Source organism: Burkholderia dolosa (genome assembly GCF_902499135.1).
In the GTDB taxonomy this organism is placed as follows: Bacteria; Pseudomonadota; Gammaproteobacteria; order Burkholderiales; family Burkholderiaceae; genus Burkholderia; species Burkholderia dolosa.
On record NZ_CABVPR010000031.1, the window covers coordinates 19,280 to 35,024 of the forward strand.

The 15,745-nt window shown below is 66.3% G+C and carries 16 protein-coding genes; 9 read left to right on the forward strand and 7 right to left on the reverse strand.

Features of this window, described 5'->3' with window-relative positions; translation table 11 throughout:
- Nucleotides 1-204: 204 nt before the first annotated feature.
- Nucleotides 205-849 (reverse strand): DUF4902 domain-containing protein, encoded by a 645-nt coding sequence (locus BUB20358_RS15575; protein WP_081293681.1) that lies wholly within the window; start codon nt 847-849, stop codon nt 205-207.
- A gap of 178 nt (nt 850-1,027) precedes the next feature.
- Here BUB20358_RS15575 and BUB20358_RS15580 point away from each other — a divergent pair, with 178 nt between their 5' ends.
- From BUB20358_RS15580 to BUB20358_RS15590, 3 genes are all read left to right on the forward strand, one after another.
- Nucleotides 1,028-1,417 carry a hypothetical protein gene (locus tag BUB20358_RS15580; RefSeq protein ID WP_035974309.1) on the forward strand — a complete coding sequence of 130 codons (390 nt, stop codon included), beginning with the start codon at nt 1,028-1,030 and terminating at the stop codon, nt 1,415-1,417.
- A gap of 386 nt (nt 1,418-1,803) precedes the next feature.
- A complete protein-coding gene (locus tag BUB20358_RS15585) occupies nt 1,804-2,274 on the forward strand; it encodes a hypothetical protein (RefSeq protein WP_035974307.1) in 471 nt (156 codons plus the stop codon).
- A 144-nt stretch (nt 2,275-2,418) separates the two neighbouring features.
- A complete protein-coding gene (locus BUB20358_RS15590; RefSeq protein WP_035974306.1) occupies nt 2,419-2,727 on the forward strand; it encodes a hypothetical protein in 309 nt (102 codons plus the stop codon).
- Nucleotides 2,728-2,998: 271 nt separating this feature from the next.
- On the opposite strand, the gene BUB20358_RS15595 is transcribed toward BUB20358_RS15590, so the two are convergent.
- Nucleotides 2,999-3,538, reverse strand: a complete 540-nt coding sequence (locus BUB20358_RS15595; protein ID WP_035974304.1) for an inclusion body family protein — start codon at nt 3,536-3,538, stop codon at nt 2,999-3,001.
- Nucleotides 3,539-4,025: 487 nt separating this feature from the next.
- Here BUB20358_RS15595 and BUB20358_RS15600 point away from each other — a divergent pair, with 487 nt between their 5' ends.
- Nucleotides 4,026-4,370 carry a hypothetical protein gene (locus BUB20358_RS15600; protein ID WP_123806767.1) on the forward strand — a complete coding sequence of 115 codons (345 nt, stop codon included), beginning with the start codon at nt 4,026-4,028 and terminating at the stop codon, nt 4,368-4,370.
- 32 nt (nt 4,371-4,402) lie between these two features.
- Here the strand turns inward: BUB20358_RS15600 and BUB20358_RS15605 are convergent, their stop codons facing one another.
- Nucleotides 4,403-6,091 (reverse strand): peptidoglycan D,D-transpeptidase FtsI family protein, encoded by a 1,689-nt coding sequence (locus BUB20358_RS15605; RefSeq protein WP_105773972.1) that lies wholly within the window; start codon nt 6,089-6,091, stop codon nt 4,403-4,405.
- A gap of 607 nt (nt 6,092-6,698) precedes the next feature.
- Here BUB20358_RS15605 and BUB20358_RS15610 point away from each other — a divergent pair.
- Entirely contained in the window at nt 6,699-8,177 is a 1,479-nt protein-coding gene (locus tag BUB20358_RS15610; protein ID WP_035974300.1) for a sensor domain-containing diguanylate cyclase, read from the forward strand.
- A gap of 502 nt (nt 8,178-8,679) precedes the next feature.
- On the opposite strand, the gene BUB20358_RS15615 is transcribed toward BUB20358_RS15610, so the two are convergent.
- The 3 genes from BUB20358_RS15615 to BUB20358_RS15625 all read right to left on the reverse strand — a co-directional run bounded on the left by BUB20358_RS15615 (nt 8,680) and on the right by BUB20358_RS15625 (nt 10,766).
- Nucleotides 8,680-9,453 carry a hypothetical protein gene (locus BUB20358_RS15615; protein ID WP_006766139.1) on the reverse strand — a complete coding sequence of 258 codons (774 nt, stop codon included), beginning with the start codon at nt 9,451-9,453 and terminating at the stop codon, nt 8,680-8,682.
- Between the two features lie 52 nt (nt 9,454-9,505).
- Entirely contained in the window at nt 9,506-10,114 is a 609-nt protein-coding gene (locus tag BUB20358_RS15620; RefSeq protein ID WP_006766138.1) for an acyl-homoserine-lactone synthase, read from the reverse strand.
- A gap of 208 nt (nt 10,115-10,322) precedes the next feature.
- A complete protein-coding gene (locus BUB20358_RS15625) occupies nt 10,323-10,766 on the reverse strand; it encodes a DUF4902 domain-containing protein (RefSeq protein ID WP_035974297.1) in 444 nt (147 codons plus the stop codon).
- A gap of 73 nt (nt 10,767-10,839) precedes the next feature.
- Here BUB20358_RS15625 and BUB20358_RS15630 point away from each other — a divergent pair, with 73 nt between their 5' ends.
- The gene (locus BUB20358_RS15630) at nt 10,840-11,559 is read left to right on the forward strand and encodes an autoinducer binding domain-containing protein (RefSeq protein ID WP_006766136.1); all 720 of its coding nucleotides are present in this window, start codon (nt 10,840-10,842) and stop codon (nt 11,557-11,559) included.
- A gap of 57 nt (nt 11,560-11,616) precedes the next feature.
- On the opposite strand, the gene BUB20358_RS15635 is transcribed toward BUB20358_RS15630, so the two are convergent.
- On the reverse strand, nt 11,617-12,324 hold the full coding sequence (locus BUB20358_RS15635) for an MgtC/SapB family protein (protein WP_035974295.1): 708 nt from the start codon (nt 12,322-12,324) through the stop codon (nt 11,617-11,619).
- A gap of 618 nt (nt 12,325-12,942) precedes the next feature.
- Between BUB20358_RS15635 and BUB20358_RS15640 the strand changes: the two genes are divergently transcribed.
- The 3 genes from BUB20358_RS15640 to BUB20358_RS15650 all read left to right on the forward strand — a co-directional run bounded on the left by BUB20358_RS15640 (nt 12,943) and on the right by BUB20358_RS15650 (nt 15,654).
- Nucleotides 12,943-14,091, forward strand: coding sequence for a metallophosphoesterase (locus BUB20358_RS15640; RefSeq protein WP_035975318.1), 1,149 nt, complete (start codon nt 12,943-12,945; stop codon nt 14,089-14,091).
- A gap of 383 nt (nt 14,092-14,474) precedes the next feature.
- Nucleotides 14,475-15,080 carry an alpha-ketoglutarate-dependent dioxygenase AlkB family protein gene (locus tag BUB20358_RS15645; RefSeq protein ID WP_035974293.1) on the forward strand — a complete coding sequence of 202 codons (606 nt, stop codon included), beginning with the start codon at nt 14,475-14,477 and terminating at the stop codon, nt 15,078-15,080.
- A gap of 367 nt (nt 15,081-15,447) precedes the next feature.
- Entirely contained in the window at nt 15,448-15,654 is a 207-nt protein-coding gene (locus BUB20358_RS15650) for a hypothetical protein (protein ID WP_006766132.1), read from the forward strand.
- The last annotated feature ends 91 nt before the right edge of the window (nt 15,655-15,745 follow it).

The following is a 15,745-nucleotide window of genomic DNA, read 5'->3' on the forward strand; positions in this document are numbered from 1 at the left end:
CGCGTGATGCAACTTTCCGCGGTCGCGCGTAGTCGAGGGGTCGGTTCACGAAGACGGTTGCGTCGGTGTCGTCGTTATCCCGTACATCGTCTGCGGGGCACGCGTAATGACCGTTTCCTGTCCCTGGCGCCATGCACGTTCGATTGAAGAAACACGATGTTCGCTTCTTGCGATCGACCCGCGCGACGACGCGAACGGCCGCGCTCAGTGCAACGCGCACGATGTCGGGCCGCTGCCCGGTATTTCGCCAAACGTTGCGCGTGCAACGGTACGCGACCAGTTGAGCGCTCTCAACCGAAACGCGAGCAGCGCTTCGGTGCGCTCGGTGCCGATGTCTCGGCCGTATGCGTCGACGCACATGATGTTCGTGTAAAGGGCGCCGTGCGCGATCTCGAGCGTGTCCGACGTGTGGTCGAGATACCAGTCCCAGCCCACCGAAATCCGGAGATACCCGAGATAGCACAGGTTTTGCCATTCGGTGTGCCCGGCGACGATCGCATCGATACGATCGTTCTTGAGTTCGCGCAGCACTTCGGCGTCGATATCCGAATGCTGATGCTGGAGATGAAGTTCGGCCAGCGCCTGCATCGGCAAGCGGACATAGCCGTCAAAGGAAAGACCGTTCATTCGTGCCTCCGAACCGAAACGTATCGTCGACCGATTGCCGGAAGACGACGCAGCGTTGCCGATGGACGCTGCCGGCAGCGCCGACTCGGTTTCATTATTGACAGCCGGGGTTGCCCGATGAAATGGGCGAATTCCCAAACTCCCGACGAGATGAATGCGGATTCCGCCTATCGGCCAAAAACAGCGGAATACGCGACTGCGAGAAGAAGAAACGCGCGGCATCAAGAAGAGAACGAAGAGCGACGCAGCGCGCTCAACGACCGTTTCGGTGCAATTTGCGAGATCGCCTATCGCGTAACCGTACCGACGCGTTCACACTTCTGTGCGTCGTTTCCCGGGTTATCGCCGCATCGTGCTGCGAGACCTCACGAAAGAATCCACGACCCTGCAAGCTATCCCCATGAAACGCCACTTCGATCGATTCGCCGTCAATGCGCTTGCGTGCGTTCTGGTCGGCTCGTGGATCGCAGGCGCGGTGGTCGATTGGTCCGGGACGGCGGGATGGTTGCGGTTCCTGCCGCCGCTGCCGAAGCTCGTTCTCACCGGCTGTTTCGCTTGCGCGATGTTGGCCGCCGCGCCGCTGCTGCGACGCGCGATCGCGCCGCGAACGCGCAGGCTCCTGTTCGACAGCGACAAATTGGCGGCCGCACGCCGCGGCAGGTTCGCGGGCCTGGTTGCCGGCATCGTGCTCGGCTTCGCAATGGCGGGCGGCTTCTCGCATTCGCCGGTATCGGACGACGGTTCCGTACATTCATCCGCTTCCGCTACGAGCATCGGGGCGACTGGTTGACAGCGTACGGCGTTACGCGTTTCCCGCTACCTATAGGTTCGTTCAGGTTCGATCGCGGAGCAAACGCTGTAACGTCCGGTTTGAAAAGGCCTCGCGGATCTCGACGTCGCCGGATCGTCGACCGCGACGCGTCGTCCCTTGTGGCACAGGCTCGTCGTGATTTGAGAATCGGCCCATATCGCTCGCCGGTTTCGATCGGGAAAATCGCAGTCATCGATTGTCGTCGCCGCAAACCGGCAAGGGCGTTCGCGATGAAGCACGGCGCCTTCGTCGCGCGGTACGGGCGATCGCGCATGAGTGACGTATGTCGGGAGAAGCGATGCTCGTGCATCATCGGCGCCGCGCACGGCACCGGACGACGACGATACAGATTCGAGGCGAGACCGATGACCGATCCCTACGCACAGGTTGAATACCGGTTGCCGCTCCTGAAAGGCTGGGAGCAGCGCGGCGGTGACGACTCCGCGCACATTCCCGCTGTTGACGACAGCCATGACGAGCTGGCCGACATGCTCGAGACGGTGACGCGCGATGCGCGCCGGCTCGACGACGAGATCGACGCGCTGTCCGCGCGGCTCGTGCATGCCCGGACCGAGAAAGAGGTCGCGCAGACGAAAGCGGAGCGGCTCGCCGCGCTTATCGAGGAAATCGAAACGATGCGCGCACGACCGGAGCCGCTTGCGCTCGCGGAGCACGCCGCGGCCGACACGACGGCGAGCTCGGACGATGCCGTCCTGACGGAGGTCCCGCGGGCGACGCGTCGGATCTGGCCGGTATGGATCGCGGCGACCGTCATTGCGATCGGCGCGCTGGCGGCCTGGCACTACTGGCCGTTGTTGGACAGCTATATTCGATGACGGCCGGACGTGAATCGACGCGTCGGACGTATCGACGCAGTCCGATACGGAAGTAGACGAATACGACGAACGCCGGTCGTACTTGCGCACGATCGCGAAACCGCCCGACGCGGTGCTGCGATCTCACATTCGATGGAGTCGATCATGACCGACACGAAGCAGATCAAAGCGTATATCGAGGACGCATCGGGTCGACTGGTGCCGCTTGCCGCGAATTCCGTGGTGCTCGAGTTCCCGTCGGGCGACTCGCTCGAGGTGTCGTGGGACGCGCGCGATCCGAACGACCCGCGTCCGATATGTGCGGAAGTATGGAGCGGCCGTCGTGTTTCGAAGCCGATGTCGGAAGAGGAGATCGACGCGGTTACGCGGGCGACGTCCGTCGTGATGTTGCCGGCGGCAGCGAACGTCGTACTCGTCCACCCGTCCTCGTATCCGGTCCGAAAGCGTACGTAACGATCAGCGCCGTGCTGGAACGACGTCTCCCGCATCGGCGGTCCGGAAGATGCCGATGACGAACTGCCGTCGATCGATCTAGCGATTTTCGGCTCGCAATGCCCGCTTGACTCGAATCTCGCGCGGCGCGGCCGACCATCCGACGCGACGGCGTTGTCGAATCGCCGAGCGCAGCAATCGACCGCGCCGTTTCGTGCGACCGATCGATCCGGTGCGGAAGCCGCCGTCCGCACCGGCACGGCCGCCGCATCGATGTGCGGCGGCGACGCGCTTACGCCACCGTGACCGTCGGATCCCAGCAGCAGTAGCTCTTCAGGTTTTGCGTCTCGCCCTTGTCGTCGAGCAGGTACAAGCCGAAGTACACGCGGTAGGCCTCCGTGCCCTTGTTGCGCACGGTCGCGCTGAGGCTCGTAAACGATGCCGGTTGATGCGTCGCCGGGATGCCGTTTTCCGTGTTGGCATCCGGCATCGCCGCGCCGCTGCGTTGCACGACTTCCGGGTGGAACGGGTTGAACACCTGCGGCTGGCCGCCGAGCGGAACGATGTTGTAGATCACGATGGCCGCGTCCGAGTTGTCGTAGACCGAACGGCCGCGGAAGCAGACGGTGTCGCCGACGTTCGCCGAGAAACCGAGATTCCAGCTGCCTTGCCCCGTTACGTTGCCGCGCGAGCCGGTGACGATCATGTACTCGCAGTCGTGGCCCAGGCTGATCGGGTTGTTCGGATCCGTGCTGACCCGATTTTTGAGGTCGATGAGAGCCTGGTCCGTATCGATGACGACCATCACGTTGATTTGTTGCGACGACGACATAAAAGCCTCCTGTTCCTAAGGTGTAGTAGCGGTTCGCGACATGAGCATCGCTGCGCCAATATGAACCGCGGAGCCGGGCTTGCACACCTATATGTTCCGTTAGGTTTTGCGTGTCGGCGAATCCGGCACGCTATCCGTCACGTGCATCCATCGGCGTGATCGTGGCGTCGTACGGCGTTGCATCGCGTGTCGACGCGCGGCAGCCATACGCACTAAAGGGACTGATAGGTTGGCTGCGCGTCCGTTGCGCAGTAATGTCATTCAAACGTCACGGACGCGAACGGATGCGAACCGAAAAAATTCCATCCCGTCGACTGCAAAGCGATGCCCACAGGTGAATCGATGAACGTCAACAGAATGCGTCGCAGCAGAGGCCGCCGATCGAGGTTTTTCTGTCGTCGGTTCGTACATCGATCGCGCTGCTGCGCCGATGTCGTCGGCGTCCGGATTTGCGCAGCGACGGTGAGCGCCGGACGGTGGTAGATGCGTGACGCAGTACGCGACGACGACACGCGAAACGAGGAACAAGAAAGAGAGGCGGGGATACGAGATGGCAGTGACTACGAGACCGGCAGTCGAAGCGGGCCGTATGACGGAACAGCGTGACGTCGATGTTGCCGCGTGGATCATGCGTCTGCGGCGCGAAGCGGACGAGGCGCGCGCGCTGATGGACGCCTATATCGCGATCGGTGGCGTCGCGCGGCCCATCGTTCGCGCGGTGCCGCAGCTGTCCGGCGGCGCGGGCTATTTGCCGCCCGCGCGCCCGCGCGAACAGACGTGCGCGGTATGCAGACGGACCGGCGCATCTCGCGGCGACGCAAACGACCATTGATTGTGTCGGACGTCTGCATCGACATCGATCGCTTACGGCCGCGAAGCACGCGCATCGGCGCGCGCGTCCGACGTAGGCGCTGCGAGCGAATCGGGCGGGACGGCGAGCAGTTGCATCGTTCGCGCTGCGATGCTCGCGAACACCGGCCCGGCGACTGCGCCGCCGAAGTGCGAGCCCGCGCGCGGCTGATCGATGGAGACCGCGATGACGGCCCGCGGCCGGCTCGCCGGCACGATCCCGACGAAAGACGCGCGATACGCGTGCTTGTCGTAGCCGTGCGCGGTCCACCGATACGCGGTGCCGGTCTTGCCTGCAACGCTATAGCCGGGCACGGCGGCGAGCGGCGCGGTGCCGCCGGTCGCCGCGACCGTCTGCATCATCGCGCGCACTTCGCGCGCGACGCGAGCCGAGTAGACGCGCCGTGCGACGACGCGCCGCTCGTCGGAGCCGAAGATCGTGGCCGGCACGACGCAGCCGTCGTCCGCGAACACCGTATAGGCTTGCGCGAGCTGCAGCAGCGACGCTGAAAGTCCATAGCCGTACGAGATGGTCGCTTGGTCGACCCGGCGCCAATCGCGCCACGGACGCAGCGTGCCGGCCGCTTCGCCGGGCAGGCCGGCGTCCGGACGTGTGCCGAAGCCGACTGCGCGAAGGTTGCGCCACATGTCGCGCGGCTGCATCATCAGCGCGATCTTCGTCGTGCCGACGTTGCTCGATTTCTGGATGACGCCCGCCACCGTCAGCGTGCCGAAATCGGCATCGTCGTGGATCGTTACGCCGTCCAGCCGCAGTGTGCCGCCGCCCGTCGTCACGATGGAACGACGCGACACCTTTCCCTGCTGCAAAGCGAGCGCGATCGTCAGCGGCTTCAGCACGGAGCCGGGCTCGAATGCGTCGGTCACGGCGCGGTTCCGCACCGCCGCGCCGTGACGTTCGTCGATCCGGTTCGGATCGTAGTTCGGCCAGTTCGCCATCGCGAGAATGCCGCCCGTCTGCGCATCGAGCACGATCGCGGAGCCGGATGCCGCATCGAACCGTTTCACGGTTTGCTCGAGCGCCGTCGCTGCCGCGTACTGGATCGGCAGGTCGATCGACAGGCGGACGTCGCGCCCGTCATGCGGCGAAACCGTCGCGAGGTTGTCGATGATGTTGCCGAGCTCGTCGTGCAACACTTGCCTGTTGCCGTCGGTTCCCGCGAGTGCGTGGTCGGCCGCGTATTCGATCCCCTCCCGGCCGGCCCCGTCGATGCCGGCGAAGCCGATCACGTTGGATGCGAGGCGACCTTCCGGATAACTGCGACGGTAATCGTCGTGCGCGAACAGGCCGGGCAGACGAAGGCTCAGCGCGCGGGCGGCGACGTCGCGCGGAACGTTGCGGCGCACGTACGCGAAGCGCCGGTTCGACGCGTAGATGCGTGCAATCTGCGTCGGATCGACGCCCACGAGATGCGCGAGCGAGTCGATCTGCCGTTGCGACGGGCGCGATGTCGCGTCGAATGCGTCGATCCATAACGAACGGGTCGGCACGCTGGTCGCGAGCAGGCGACCGTGCAGATCGACGACGTTGCCTCGGGAAGCCGGGACGGTGAGATCCGCGACCTGCCGGCGGGCGCCTTCGCGCCGATAAAAGGCGTCGTTGATCCCTTGTACCCACATCGCCCTCACGGCGAGCGAGAACAAGGCGAACGTCAGCGCCGCACTGACCAGCTTCGAGCGACGCATCCGTGTCCTGACAGTGCGTTCGACGCGGTACATGCGTATCAGTGCGGGGCGCGCGGCTCGACGGCACTTCGTGGCCGGTGGCGCCGATTCGATGTTGCGCGGCGGTCGTCGTGAATGTCGTGCGAAACCATGTTCTACTCCGGTGCGGGCGTGTCGGCGCGAGCGGCACGTGGACAACGCCGGGGCGGCGCGACGTCGACCGGAGCGATGATCGCGGAGCGGCACGATCGGCGATATGGGCTGACGCCCAAACTGCATCGCGCGTGCGTCGGAACATCGCGTCGGTCGATGTCTTGTGCAGACGTCGCTGCGCAGCCGGGATGCGCTAGGTGCGTGTCATGGGGCAATGCTTTGTCGCTGCGGCAAATGGCGCGACGCTGGCCGGCGTCGATCGGTCGATGTTCACCTCGGGCCGGAACGACCGTTTGTGAAGTCAAGATGTCGGTTCGCCGGTCGATATCGATCGGCGGAAGAACCCGACGGGAAAATGCACGGATTCGCGTGGCCGCGCGTCCGGCGCCGCTTGCAAATGCGCGTGTTCGATTTAGTATGCGCAAACCGCGTCCGGCGACGGGCGCAGCCCATTTGCGTTTGCGACGAGGAGACGATGCACGCCCGAACGGCAGCCCCTTACCTGATTGTGACGATCGGCATCGTGGTCGCTTGCGCGCTGATGGGCCTGTGCGTATTGCAGCTGTTCCAGAGCCGCCACGATGCGCTCGATCGCGCGCGCGAAACGTCGCGTAATGTCGGCCTGATGGCCGAGCGCGACATCGAGCGCAATTTCGAGCTCTACGACTTGTCGTTGCAGGCCGTCATCCAGGGCTTGCAACGGCCCGACGTGATGGCGGCGACGCCGGCGCTGCGGCGCGACGTGCTGTTCGACCACGCGATGACCGCGCGGTTTCTCGGCTCGCAGCTGGTGCTCGATGCCGACGGCAACATCGTGCTGGACTCCGCCAACGACGTGCCGCGCCATGGAAATTTCGCCGACCGCAAGTACTTCACCGTCCACCGCGACCATCCTGACGTCGGCCTTTACGTCAGCGATCCGTTCGCGTCGCGGCTGCGCGGCGGGACGCCCAGCATCGCGCTGTCGCGGCGGATTTCGAATCCGGACGGCTCGTTTGCCGGCATCGCGCTCATTGCCGTCAACCTCGAATATTTCCACCAGCTGTTTGCCGGCCTGTCGTTGGGGCAGCACGGTTCGATCTCGCTGATCGGCAACGACGGCATCGTGGTAATGCGCCAGCCGTACGATGTGCGCAACATCGGCCGCGACATCAGCAAGGCCGCCACGTTCCGGCGATTCCAGACGGCGCCGGAAGGCACGTTCGTGGAAACGTCGTCGATCGACGGCGTGCGCCGGCTGTACTACTTCAAGCACCTGCCGAAGCTGCCGCTGATCATCATGGTCGCGGAAGCCGAGCAGGACATCTACGCGGCGTGGCGGCGCCGCGCGGCGACGATCGGCGCGCTGATCGCCGCGTTCGGTGCCGCGTTCATCGCGGTGTCGGTGATGCTCGGCGCGCAACTGCGGCGGCGGATCCGAGCGGAGTCCGAGCTCGTGCTGCTCGCGCGGACCGACGGTCTGACGGGGCTCAACAATCGCCGCAGCTTCGGCGAGGTGCTGGACCGCGAGTGGCGGCGCGCGCGCCGCGCGCGTTCGGTTTTCTCGCTGCTGTTCGTCGACGTCGATCGCTTCAAGGCTTACAACGACACGTATGGACATCAGGCGGGGGACGACGCGCTGGCGGCCGTCGCGCGGTGCATCGGCGACAACATCCGGCAGCCGGTCGATACGGCAGCGCGCTACGGCGGCGAGGAGTTCGTCGTGCTACTTCCCGACACGCCGCAGACCGATGCTGCGCGGATCGCCGAGCGGATCCGCGCGGCCATCGACGAGTTGGCGCTCGAGCACGCCGGTAGCGAATACGGGCGCGTGACCGCCAGCATTGGCCTCGCGAGCTGGACGCCGGAACAGGAGGGCGAGGCCGGCGCGGTGATCAAGGCGGCCGACGAGGCGCTTTACTACGCGAAGGCGACAGGCCGCAACAAGGTCGCCGCCTTTCAGGCCGCGGATTGATGAAGCTCGGGTTTGCGACTGTCGCGCGCACGAGCCGACCCTGCGGGGCGGCGCCACGGTGCTGGCAAGCGGAATGTTTTCGAAGATCGGCTACGGCGCCGCTTCGCACGCGGACGGCTTGACCGGCCTGACGGCAGCGCACAGTCGCCGCACGCGCGTATGGATTTTTCGGCGTCCGGCAACTGTCCGGCGCGCCGGAATTGAAGTGAAGGATCGACGCAGTCGGCCGCCGACGCATCGACCCTTGTAACCGGCGACTCCAATAAAAAAGCCCGCTGCTGGAGCGGGCCAAAGCCATGTTTGGAGACATGGAGGAGACAAGCGTCAATTTAAGGGAAAACCCGGAGTCGTGCAATACGCTGCCGATATCCCGTTGTATCGATGCAACGCACTTCCGGAACGCCGATCGGCGGCCGGCGTGCGCCCGTCAGGGGCCCATTCGCCGTGCCGTCGGAGGCGAACCAATCTTCCGCTTTCCGGCTGCATCGTATCGTCCCGTCATTTACGAGCCGGCCGCCCGCGCATGCGCGGCAAACCCGCCGAAGCGCTCCTGTGCGACGGACAGCGCGTACTTGTCGCGCATCTCCGTCTCGATCCACGCACAGGTCGCGCGTGCACAGTCGGTCAGCGCATGGCGCGTCGCATGCCCGTCGATGTCGTAGACGAAACGCACATCGACCTCGTCGTCGGCCACCTTCCGCTGCAGCTGCTTGAGCTGCATTTGCGGTCCGTGCTGCTGCGACAGCGCACGCAGTTCGTCGAAGTGATATTCGAGCCAGTCCGCGAAGAACAGCGCGTCGCTGCGGCACTGCAGCCGGAAAGCCGCGTGGCGGGACGGGCGCGCGCCGGTGTCCGCCGCAGCCGCACGCCCGTCGGTGCGGTGCTCGGCCACCGTATCGGCGGTATCGACCGGCGCGAGCGGATGCCGGATCTGCCGATACGGCTCGCGCTCGCGAAGCGCGTGCCACAGCAGTTCGTCGCCCGCGGCGCCGGACGGCTGCATCGTCAGGTCGTGCCGGCCGTCGCCGAGCGCGGCGACGTCGCGGATCACGACGCGCAGCGAGCAGAGCGGTTCGTCCGCGACGAGCAGCGTCGCTGTTCGCGGCAGCCCGCAGACGAGCGGCGCAGGGCCGGGTGCACGGAATACAAGCCCGCTGCGGTCGAGCCGCACGAGCGGCAGCGGATCGGGAAACGACGGGTAGGCGACCGCGATCCGCGCGCCGTCGGCGCTCGTCAACCCGGGCATCATCGCGCGAAAGACCTGAGACTGGTCCACGTAGGTTCTCCTTCGTTACGATGCCGCCCGGACGGATGACGCGTGTTCCGGCTCAGGCGGCGATAGCTTGCCGGGCGGCGGGGCCCGGCTCGATTCCAAGTGCAGCAAACGTTTGCGGATCGATGTCGATCCAGCAAGCGACGACCAGACGTCCGTCCACCTGCTTCGGCGGGCCTGCACGGTGTGCGTGCACGCCGATCCGGCGGAACAGCCGTTCCATGCTCGCGAACGTCACGCCGATCAGCTGCCGCGCGCCGAGCTGCGCCGCGCATTCGACGACCGCCGCGAGCATCGGGCGCACCGCCCATTCGGCGTTGCCCGGCCCGTTTTCGTCGGCCGTCGCTGCGAACCGCGACAGCTCCCAGACGGCGGCCGATTTGGGCAGCGGCACGTCCTGCGCGACGAGGTCGGCGAACAGCGACTCCAGCAGATACGGCTGCGTGGTCGGCAGCAGGCGCGCGCATCCGCACATTTCGCCGGCCGCGTTTCGCGCCATCACGTAGACGGTGTCGTCGCGATCGAACTGGTCCCGTTCGAACGCTTCGTTCGCCGACGGAAGGGCCCAACCGAGCTGTTCGACGAATACGCGGCGCCGATAGCGCCCCAAATCCGCTGCAAGTTCGTACGGCAACCGCCCTTCCTCGTGAACGAAGGTCTGCATGGGTTCCTCGGTGTGTGCTTTGGTATGCGTGCATTACAGCGCGCGTCCCGAGGGGGCGGTAACTGGTAACTCTTACAGGGTGCGTATGCGACGTCGCCGTTTAGGACGGGGTAACGATTTCTTGATCTGTGGGATTGAAAAGCGGCCGGCTTTTGCTTATAAAGACCGCCAGCACTACGGAAACGTCAGAGGAAAGCGCGTGCGGTTGTTACTGGAGCGTGGGACCGGCATCATGAGCGTCGTTGCATCGTAGGACGGCCGACGCGACGGCCGCAGCCCAGTCGTACTGCGCGAGCCGCGCGGCGAGTGCGGTAGCGGTGCGGAACATGCCGATGTCGGCGCCGGTTGCATCGACGACCATCACGTTGCTGCGGACGTCGCCGCCCGCGATCACGAACGTGCCGGTTGCGCGTTCGAGATACCAGTCCCAGCCGACGGTCAGATACGCGACGCCGGCAGCGGCCGGGCGTTCCCATTCGGTATAGCCGGCCAGACGCGCGTCGATCGCGTTGTCGCGCAATTCGGCGAGCAGCGACGAGTCGACGCCGCTCGCGACATGGTCGAGCGCAAGGGCGGCCAGTGCGCTTTCGGACAGACGCACGTAGCCGTCCGGAGACGGATCGCGGACCGGGTGCAGCATAGGAGAAGTCATGCGCGGAATGTACCAGCCTCGAACCGGGGCTGGCACCTGACAAGTATGACAGCGTGAAGTTGTCGGAGAACGAATGGAACTGCGCTGGCAGGACGCCTACCACCAATTCAGTGCCGCCGAAGACGAGCAGCAGCTCTTCCAGCGGATCGCCGCCTATTCCAAGCGCCTCGGTTTCGAATACTGCTGTTACGGCATTCGCGTGCCGCTGCCCGTGTCGAAGCCGGCGGTCGCGATCTTCGATACCTATCCGGACGGCTGGATGGCGCATTACCAGGCGAAGAACTACATCGACATCGATTCGACGGTGCGCGACGGCGCACTCAGCACCAACATGATCGTGTGGCCGGACGTCGACGGCGCCGACTCGTCGCCGCTGTGGCGGGACGCGCGCGAATTCGGGCTGTCGGTGGGCGTCGCGCAGTCGAGCTGGGCAGCCCGCGGCGCGTTCGGGCTATTGAGCATCGCGCGTCGCGCGGATCGGCTCACGCCCGCCGAGATCAACATGCTGACGCTGCAGACAAACTGGCTCGCGAACCTGTCGCATTCGCTGATGAGCCGTTTCATGGTGCCGAAACTGTCGCCCGAGGCGAGCGTCACGCTGACCGCGCGCGAGCGCGAGGTGCTGTGCTGGACCGCCGAAGGCAAGACCGCGTGCGAGATCGGTCAGATACTCAGCATCTCGGAGCGCACGGTGAACTTCCACGTGAACAACATCCTCGAGAAGCTGGGCGCGACGAACAAGGTACAGGCGGTCGTCAAGGCGATTTCGGCCGGACTCATCGATACGCCGTAATGCGGCGGAGCGGCCGGCACCGCGCGGTGCCGGCAAGCGCTTTTCCGTCGTCGCCGTTCACTCCATCAGCGGCTCCGCTTCCTTCGCGGTCCAGCTCACGCTGGAAACGCTCTTCTCCATGCTGATCCGGCTCGCGATCTGTTCGAGCTTCGGCTGATCCTTCGGATGCAGCTTCAACGTCGCGGTCACCTTCAGCCGGTCCGGGTCGTCGGCCACGTCCTCGCTCGTCAGGCTCTGGAACGACAGCGGCTTCGCGTACATCGAGTTCGACAGCAGCGTCCGGATGTGTACCTCGTCGGCGGTCAGGCAGATCACGGTGATCTGATATTCGCGCACCAGGTCGGCATTGGACACGGGCTGCGCGTTGATCGCCTGGCTGACGCCGCGCAGCACCGTGTTCGTGAGCAGCACGACGCCGGTGCCGGCGAGCGCCGGCACGAAGTGACCGGCGCCCGACAGCACGCCGACGGCGGCCGAGCACCACAGCGTCGCGGCCGTGTTGATGCCCTGGATCGAGCCCTTGTCGCGCATGATCACGCCGCCGCCGAGGAAGCCGACGCCGGACACGACGTATGCGGCGATCTGCGTGACGCCGGCGACGCCGTTGCCGGTCAGCACGCCGAGCGTGACGAACAGGCATGCGCCGCTCGCGACGAGCGTGATCGTGCGCAGGCCCGCCGTGCGCTGGCGCATCTGGCGTTCGAGGCCGATCGCGACGCCGCACGCGAACGCGGTGAAGAGACGAAGTGCGAAATCGAAAGTCATGGTTGTCCTGCCGTGCAAGGGGCGCATGCGGGGCGCGCCGCGGCGGCGCAATGCCGACGCGACACGATGGCCGTCATCGCGCGGTACTGTACCGCGCGGAGGCGTGATGCGGTATGAAACGGGAGGCGGGCGCGCTCGCGGAACGCGAGCCGGGGCGGGGAAGGGCGACGGGCAGGCGTTCGTTCAGGCGGCAAGCGGCGCACGCGACGGGGTGCTGCAACTGTCCACGATGGTTCCTGAAGGAAGAATGGCCGGCATTCTAGTGGGCGGCGCGCGCGGGCGTCAATCAATCCTACCGCGGTCGTCAGCGCACACAGCAGGCGATCGCATCCGTCGTCGATGGCGTCGTGCCGCGATCGCTCGCGTTGCGTGCTGTCCGGCCTGGTGCGCTTTCGGCTGTCGGGCGTCACGACCGGAGGTCGATGGAACCGGACCGCGCGGCACGCTTGCGCGCGAGTGCGCGGTGCTTCGTCGGTGGGTGCGACCGGTCGCCGCGACGCGGATCTGTGTACCATCGTGCGTACGCTGCGAAGCGCGGCGCGGAGCATGAGCGGGCATCGCGTCATGCCCCGTGCGATGCGCGTCGCAAAGCGGTGCCGCTACGAGGATGAGCGTTCCATGCGAAGTTTCTTTGTCCGGTTCATTGCAATCGGTGTGCTGTTTCATCTGTACGTCGGGCTGCGGATCATTCCCGACGCGTTCGGGTCGCCGGCCGTGCGCACGATCGCCGCGCTCGTGCTCGCGAGCTTCTGCGTGCTGATTCCGGTCGGCATGTTCTCGCGCCGCTTCGATGAAGGCTGGGCCGCGACGCTGTTCGGCTGGGTCGGCTCGATCGCGATGGGGTTCTTCTCGTCGTTGCTCGCGCTGACGCTGCTGCGCGACTTCGTGTCGCTCGGGCTGGCGTCGTGGCGGCATCTTGGGCACGCGGGCGCGTGGGGCAGCGCCGCGTCGGACACGGCGCTCGGCGTCGTGATCGGGGCGGTGCTCGTCACCGCGATCGGCTTCGTCGGCGCGCGGCGCACGGCGGCCGTCAAGCGCGTGTCGATTCCGGTGGACGGGCTGCCGGCCGCGCTCGACGGGCTGAAGATCGTGCAACTGTCCGACATTCACGTCGGGCCGACGATCAAGCGGCCTTATGTCGAACGGATCGTGCGTGTCGTGAACGGGCTCGATGCCGACCTCGTCGTCGTGACCGGCGACGTGGTTGACGGGTCGGTCGCACGGCTGCGCGAGCACACGGCGCCGCTCGGCCGCATGCAGTCGCGGCACGGCAGCTTCCTCGTGACCGGCAACCACGAGTACTACGCGGGCGCGCATGCGTGGATCGACGAATTCCGGCGCATCGGCCTCACCGTGCTGCTGAACGAGCACGTGCTGATCGAGCACGACGGCGCGCGCGCAGTGCTGGCGGGCGTGACCGATTTCACGGCGGGCGGGTTCGATCCCGCTCATCGCAGCGATCCCGCGCAGGCGCTGGCCGGCGCGCCGCGCGACGTCGGCACGAAGATCCTGCTCGCGCATCAGCCGCGCAGCGCGGAAGCGGCGAGCCGCGCCGGGTTTACCGTGCAGCTGTCCGGCCACACGCACGGCGGGCAGTTCCTGCCGTGGCCGCCGTTCGTGCGGCTGCAGCAGCCGGTGATCGGCGGGCTGACCCGCTTCGGCAATCTGTGGCTCTATACGAGCCGCGGCACCGGTTACTGGGGGCCGCCGAACCGCTTCGGCGTGCCGTCCGAGATCACGCTGATCCGGTTGACGCGCGCGGGGTAGCGTTTGTTGCGGGATGAGTGATGCGTGAAGGCGTTGAAGGCGGCGAAGGCGGCAAAAGCGGCAAAGGCAGCGAAGCCAGCCAACGCTGGCCGTTCCGCGCATGCATGCGCGCAGACAAGCGGCCGCGATTCGCGACGAACTCGGCGCGAACTCCGCGAGCGTCCGAAGGAACCCACATCGACGCCGTCGTTCCGCCGAGCGCCGGCATCGCGCCGCATCGCCGAATGTCCGCGTGCGTCCGGCATGCCGCGCTCGCCGGTCCCGGAACCAATCCGCAACGAACCGCAGCCGCCCGGAATGACATCGCATGGCGATACGCCGCGCCGTTGGCTAGTATGCAGACATGCATTGCACCCGCCGTTCATCGCTCGCTTCTTCCTGACATGTCGACCGCCGATCTGTTCGCCGACTCGCCCGTGCCCGACGTCGACTGGTATCCGCACTGGCTCGCGCCGTCCGATGCCGACCGCGTGCTGGCCGCGCTGATCGACGAAGTCGCGTGGCGGCAGGACACGATCCGCACGCCGCGCGGACGCATTCCGCTGCCGCGGCTTACCGCGTGGCAGGGCGAGCCCGATGCCGTCTACGTGTACTCGGGGATCCGCAACGAGCCCGCGCGCTGGACGCCCGCGGTCCTGGAACTGAAGCGCGCGGTCGAGACGACGTGCGGCACGCGGTTCAACAGTGTGCTGCTCAATCGCTACCGCAACGGCCAGGACAGCCTCGGCTGGCATGCGGACAACGAACCGGAACTCGGCGACGCGCCGGTGATTGCGTCGGTGAGTCTCGGCGCGATGCGCGTGTTCGATCTGCGCCATCGCGCGACCGGCGTTACCCATGCGTATCGCCTGACGCACGGCAGCCTGCTCGTGATGCGCGGACGCACCCAGGGCGAATGGCAGCACCGCGTGCCGAAGGCCCCTTCGGTGCGCGGCGAGCGCGTGAATCTGACGTTCCGCTACGTGATGCCGGAACCCGCGCGCCGCTAGCGCGTGACCTGCTTGACATCGTTCCGCGCAAGCCGCGCGCTTTTGTCGTATTTTCCTGTGACGCGGCAGTCGCTCGCCCGAGTCATAGACGAACGGCGCCGGCCGGCGGCGGAATTTCCATGCGGCGCGTTGCCGCACGAGCGCGTGGCAGTCGATGGGGACAGGGCGCTAACGTATGCGCAGCAAGGATCGCCGGTCGATTCATCGACCTGTCGGTTCCGATAGGCAGGTGAAAGCCCTGATGGTGCGTCGCAACATCGGTTGACTACACTGACGAATAGCCGGAGAGCGCCGCGAGCCGGCGCACTCTTTTTTGACATGCCCCGCGCGTTGCCGTCGCGACGCGGATGGGGCAGGAGCACGACGCGTGACCGTACCGGATCCTTCCCTCGAACCTTCGCTGCACGTCTTCGAGCAAGACGGCGGATGGCAATGGGCGCTGACGGTCAAGCGGTCGGCGGGCGTCGGCGTGAAGGTCGTCGCGTTCAGCCGCGAAGGTTTTCGCGGCGAGGCCGACGCGTATGCGGCCGGCGAGCGGGCCCGCGCCGAATACGACGCGGCCGTGACCGCGTAACCGCGTAGCCGCGACTGCGTCGGACCGGAAAGCGCGTCCGCTTTCGACCTTTTCCGTTATCCCTTCTCCCGTGCGCAGCCGGCCCGCCGAG

Excerpts from the sequence above, each read along its gene's own strand:
- BUB20358_RS15575 (WP_081293681.1), bottom strand. The coding sequence starts at position 849 with ATGCCGCGCGTTTCTTCTTCTCGCAGTCGCGTATTCCGCTGTTTTTGG.
- BUB20358_RS15580 (WP_035974309.1), top strand. The coding sequence starts at position 1,028 with ATGAAACGCCACTTCGATCGATTCGCCGTCAATGCGCTTGCGTGCGTT.
- BUB20358_RS15585 (WP_035974307.1), top strand. The coding sequence starts at position 1,804 with ATGACCGATCCCTACGCACAGGTTGAATACCGGTTGCCGCTCCTGAAA.
- BUB20358_RS15590 (WP_035974306.1), top strand. The coding sequence starts at position 2,419 with ATGACCGACACGAAGCAGATCAAAGCGTATATCGAGGACGCATCGGGT.
- BUB20358_RS15595 (WP_035974304.1), bottom strand. The coding sequence starts at position 3,538 with ATGTCGTCGTCGCAACAAATCAACGTGATGGTCGTCATCGATACGGAC.
- BUB20358_RS15605 (WP_105773972.1), bottom strand. The coding sequence starts at position 6,091 with ATGCGTCGCTCGAAGCTGGTCAGTGCGGCGCTGACGTTCGCCTTGTTC.
- BUB20358_RS15610 (WP_035974300.1), top strand. The coding sequence starts at position 6,699 with ATGCACGCCCGAACGGCAGCCCCTTACCTGATTGTGACGATCGGCATC.
- BUB20358_RS15620 (WP_006766138.1), bottom strand. The coding sequence starts at position 10,114 with ATGCAGACCTTCGTTCACGAGGAAGGGCGGTTGCCGTACGAACTTGCA.
- BUB20358_RS15625 (WP_035974297.1), bottom strand. The coding sequence starts at position 10,766 with ATGACTTCTCCTATGCTGCACCCGGTCCGCGATCCGTCTCCGGACGGC.
- BUB20358_RS15630 (WP_006766136.1), top strand. The coding sequence starts at position 10,840 with ATGGAACTGCGCTGGCAGGACGCCTACCACCAATTCAGTGCCGCCGAA.
- BUB20358_RS15635 (WP_035974295.1), bottom strand. The coding sequence starts at position 12,324 with ATGACTTTCGATTTCGCACTTCGTCTCTTCACCGCGTTCGCGTGCGGC.
- BUB20358_RS15640 (WP_035975318.1), top strand. The coding sequence starts at position 12,943 with ATGCGAAGTTTCTTTGTCCGGTTCATTGCAATCGGTGTGCTGTTTCAT.
- BUB20358_RS15645 (WP_035974293.1), top strand. The coding sequence starts at position 14,475 with ATGTCGACCGCCGATCTGTTCGCCGACTCGCCCGTGCCCGACGTCGAC.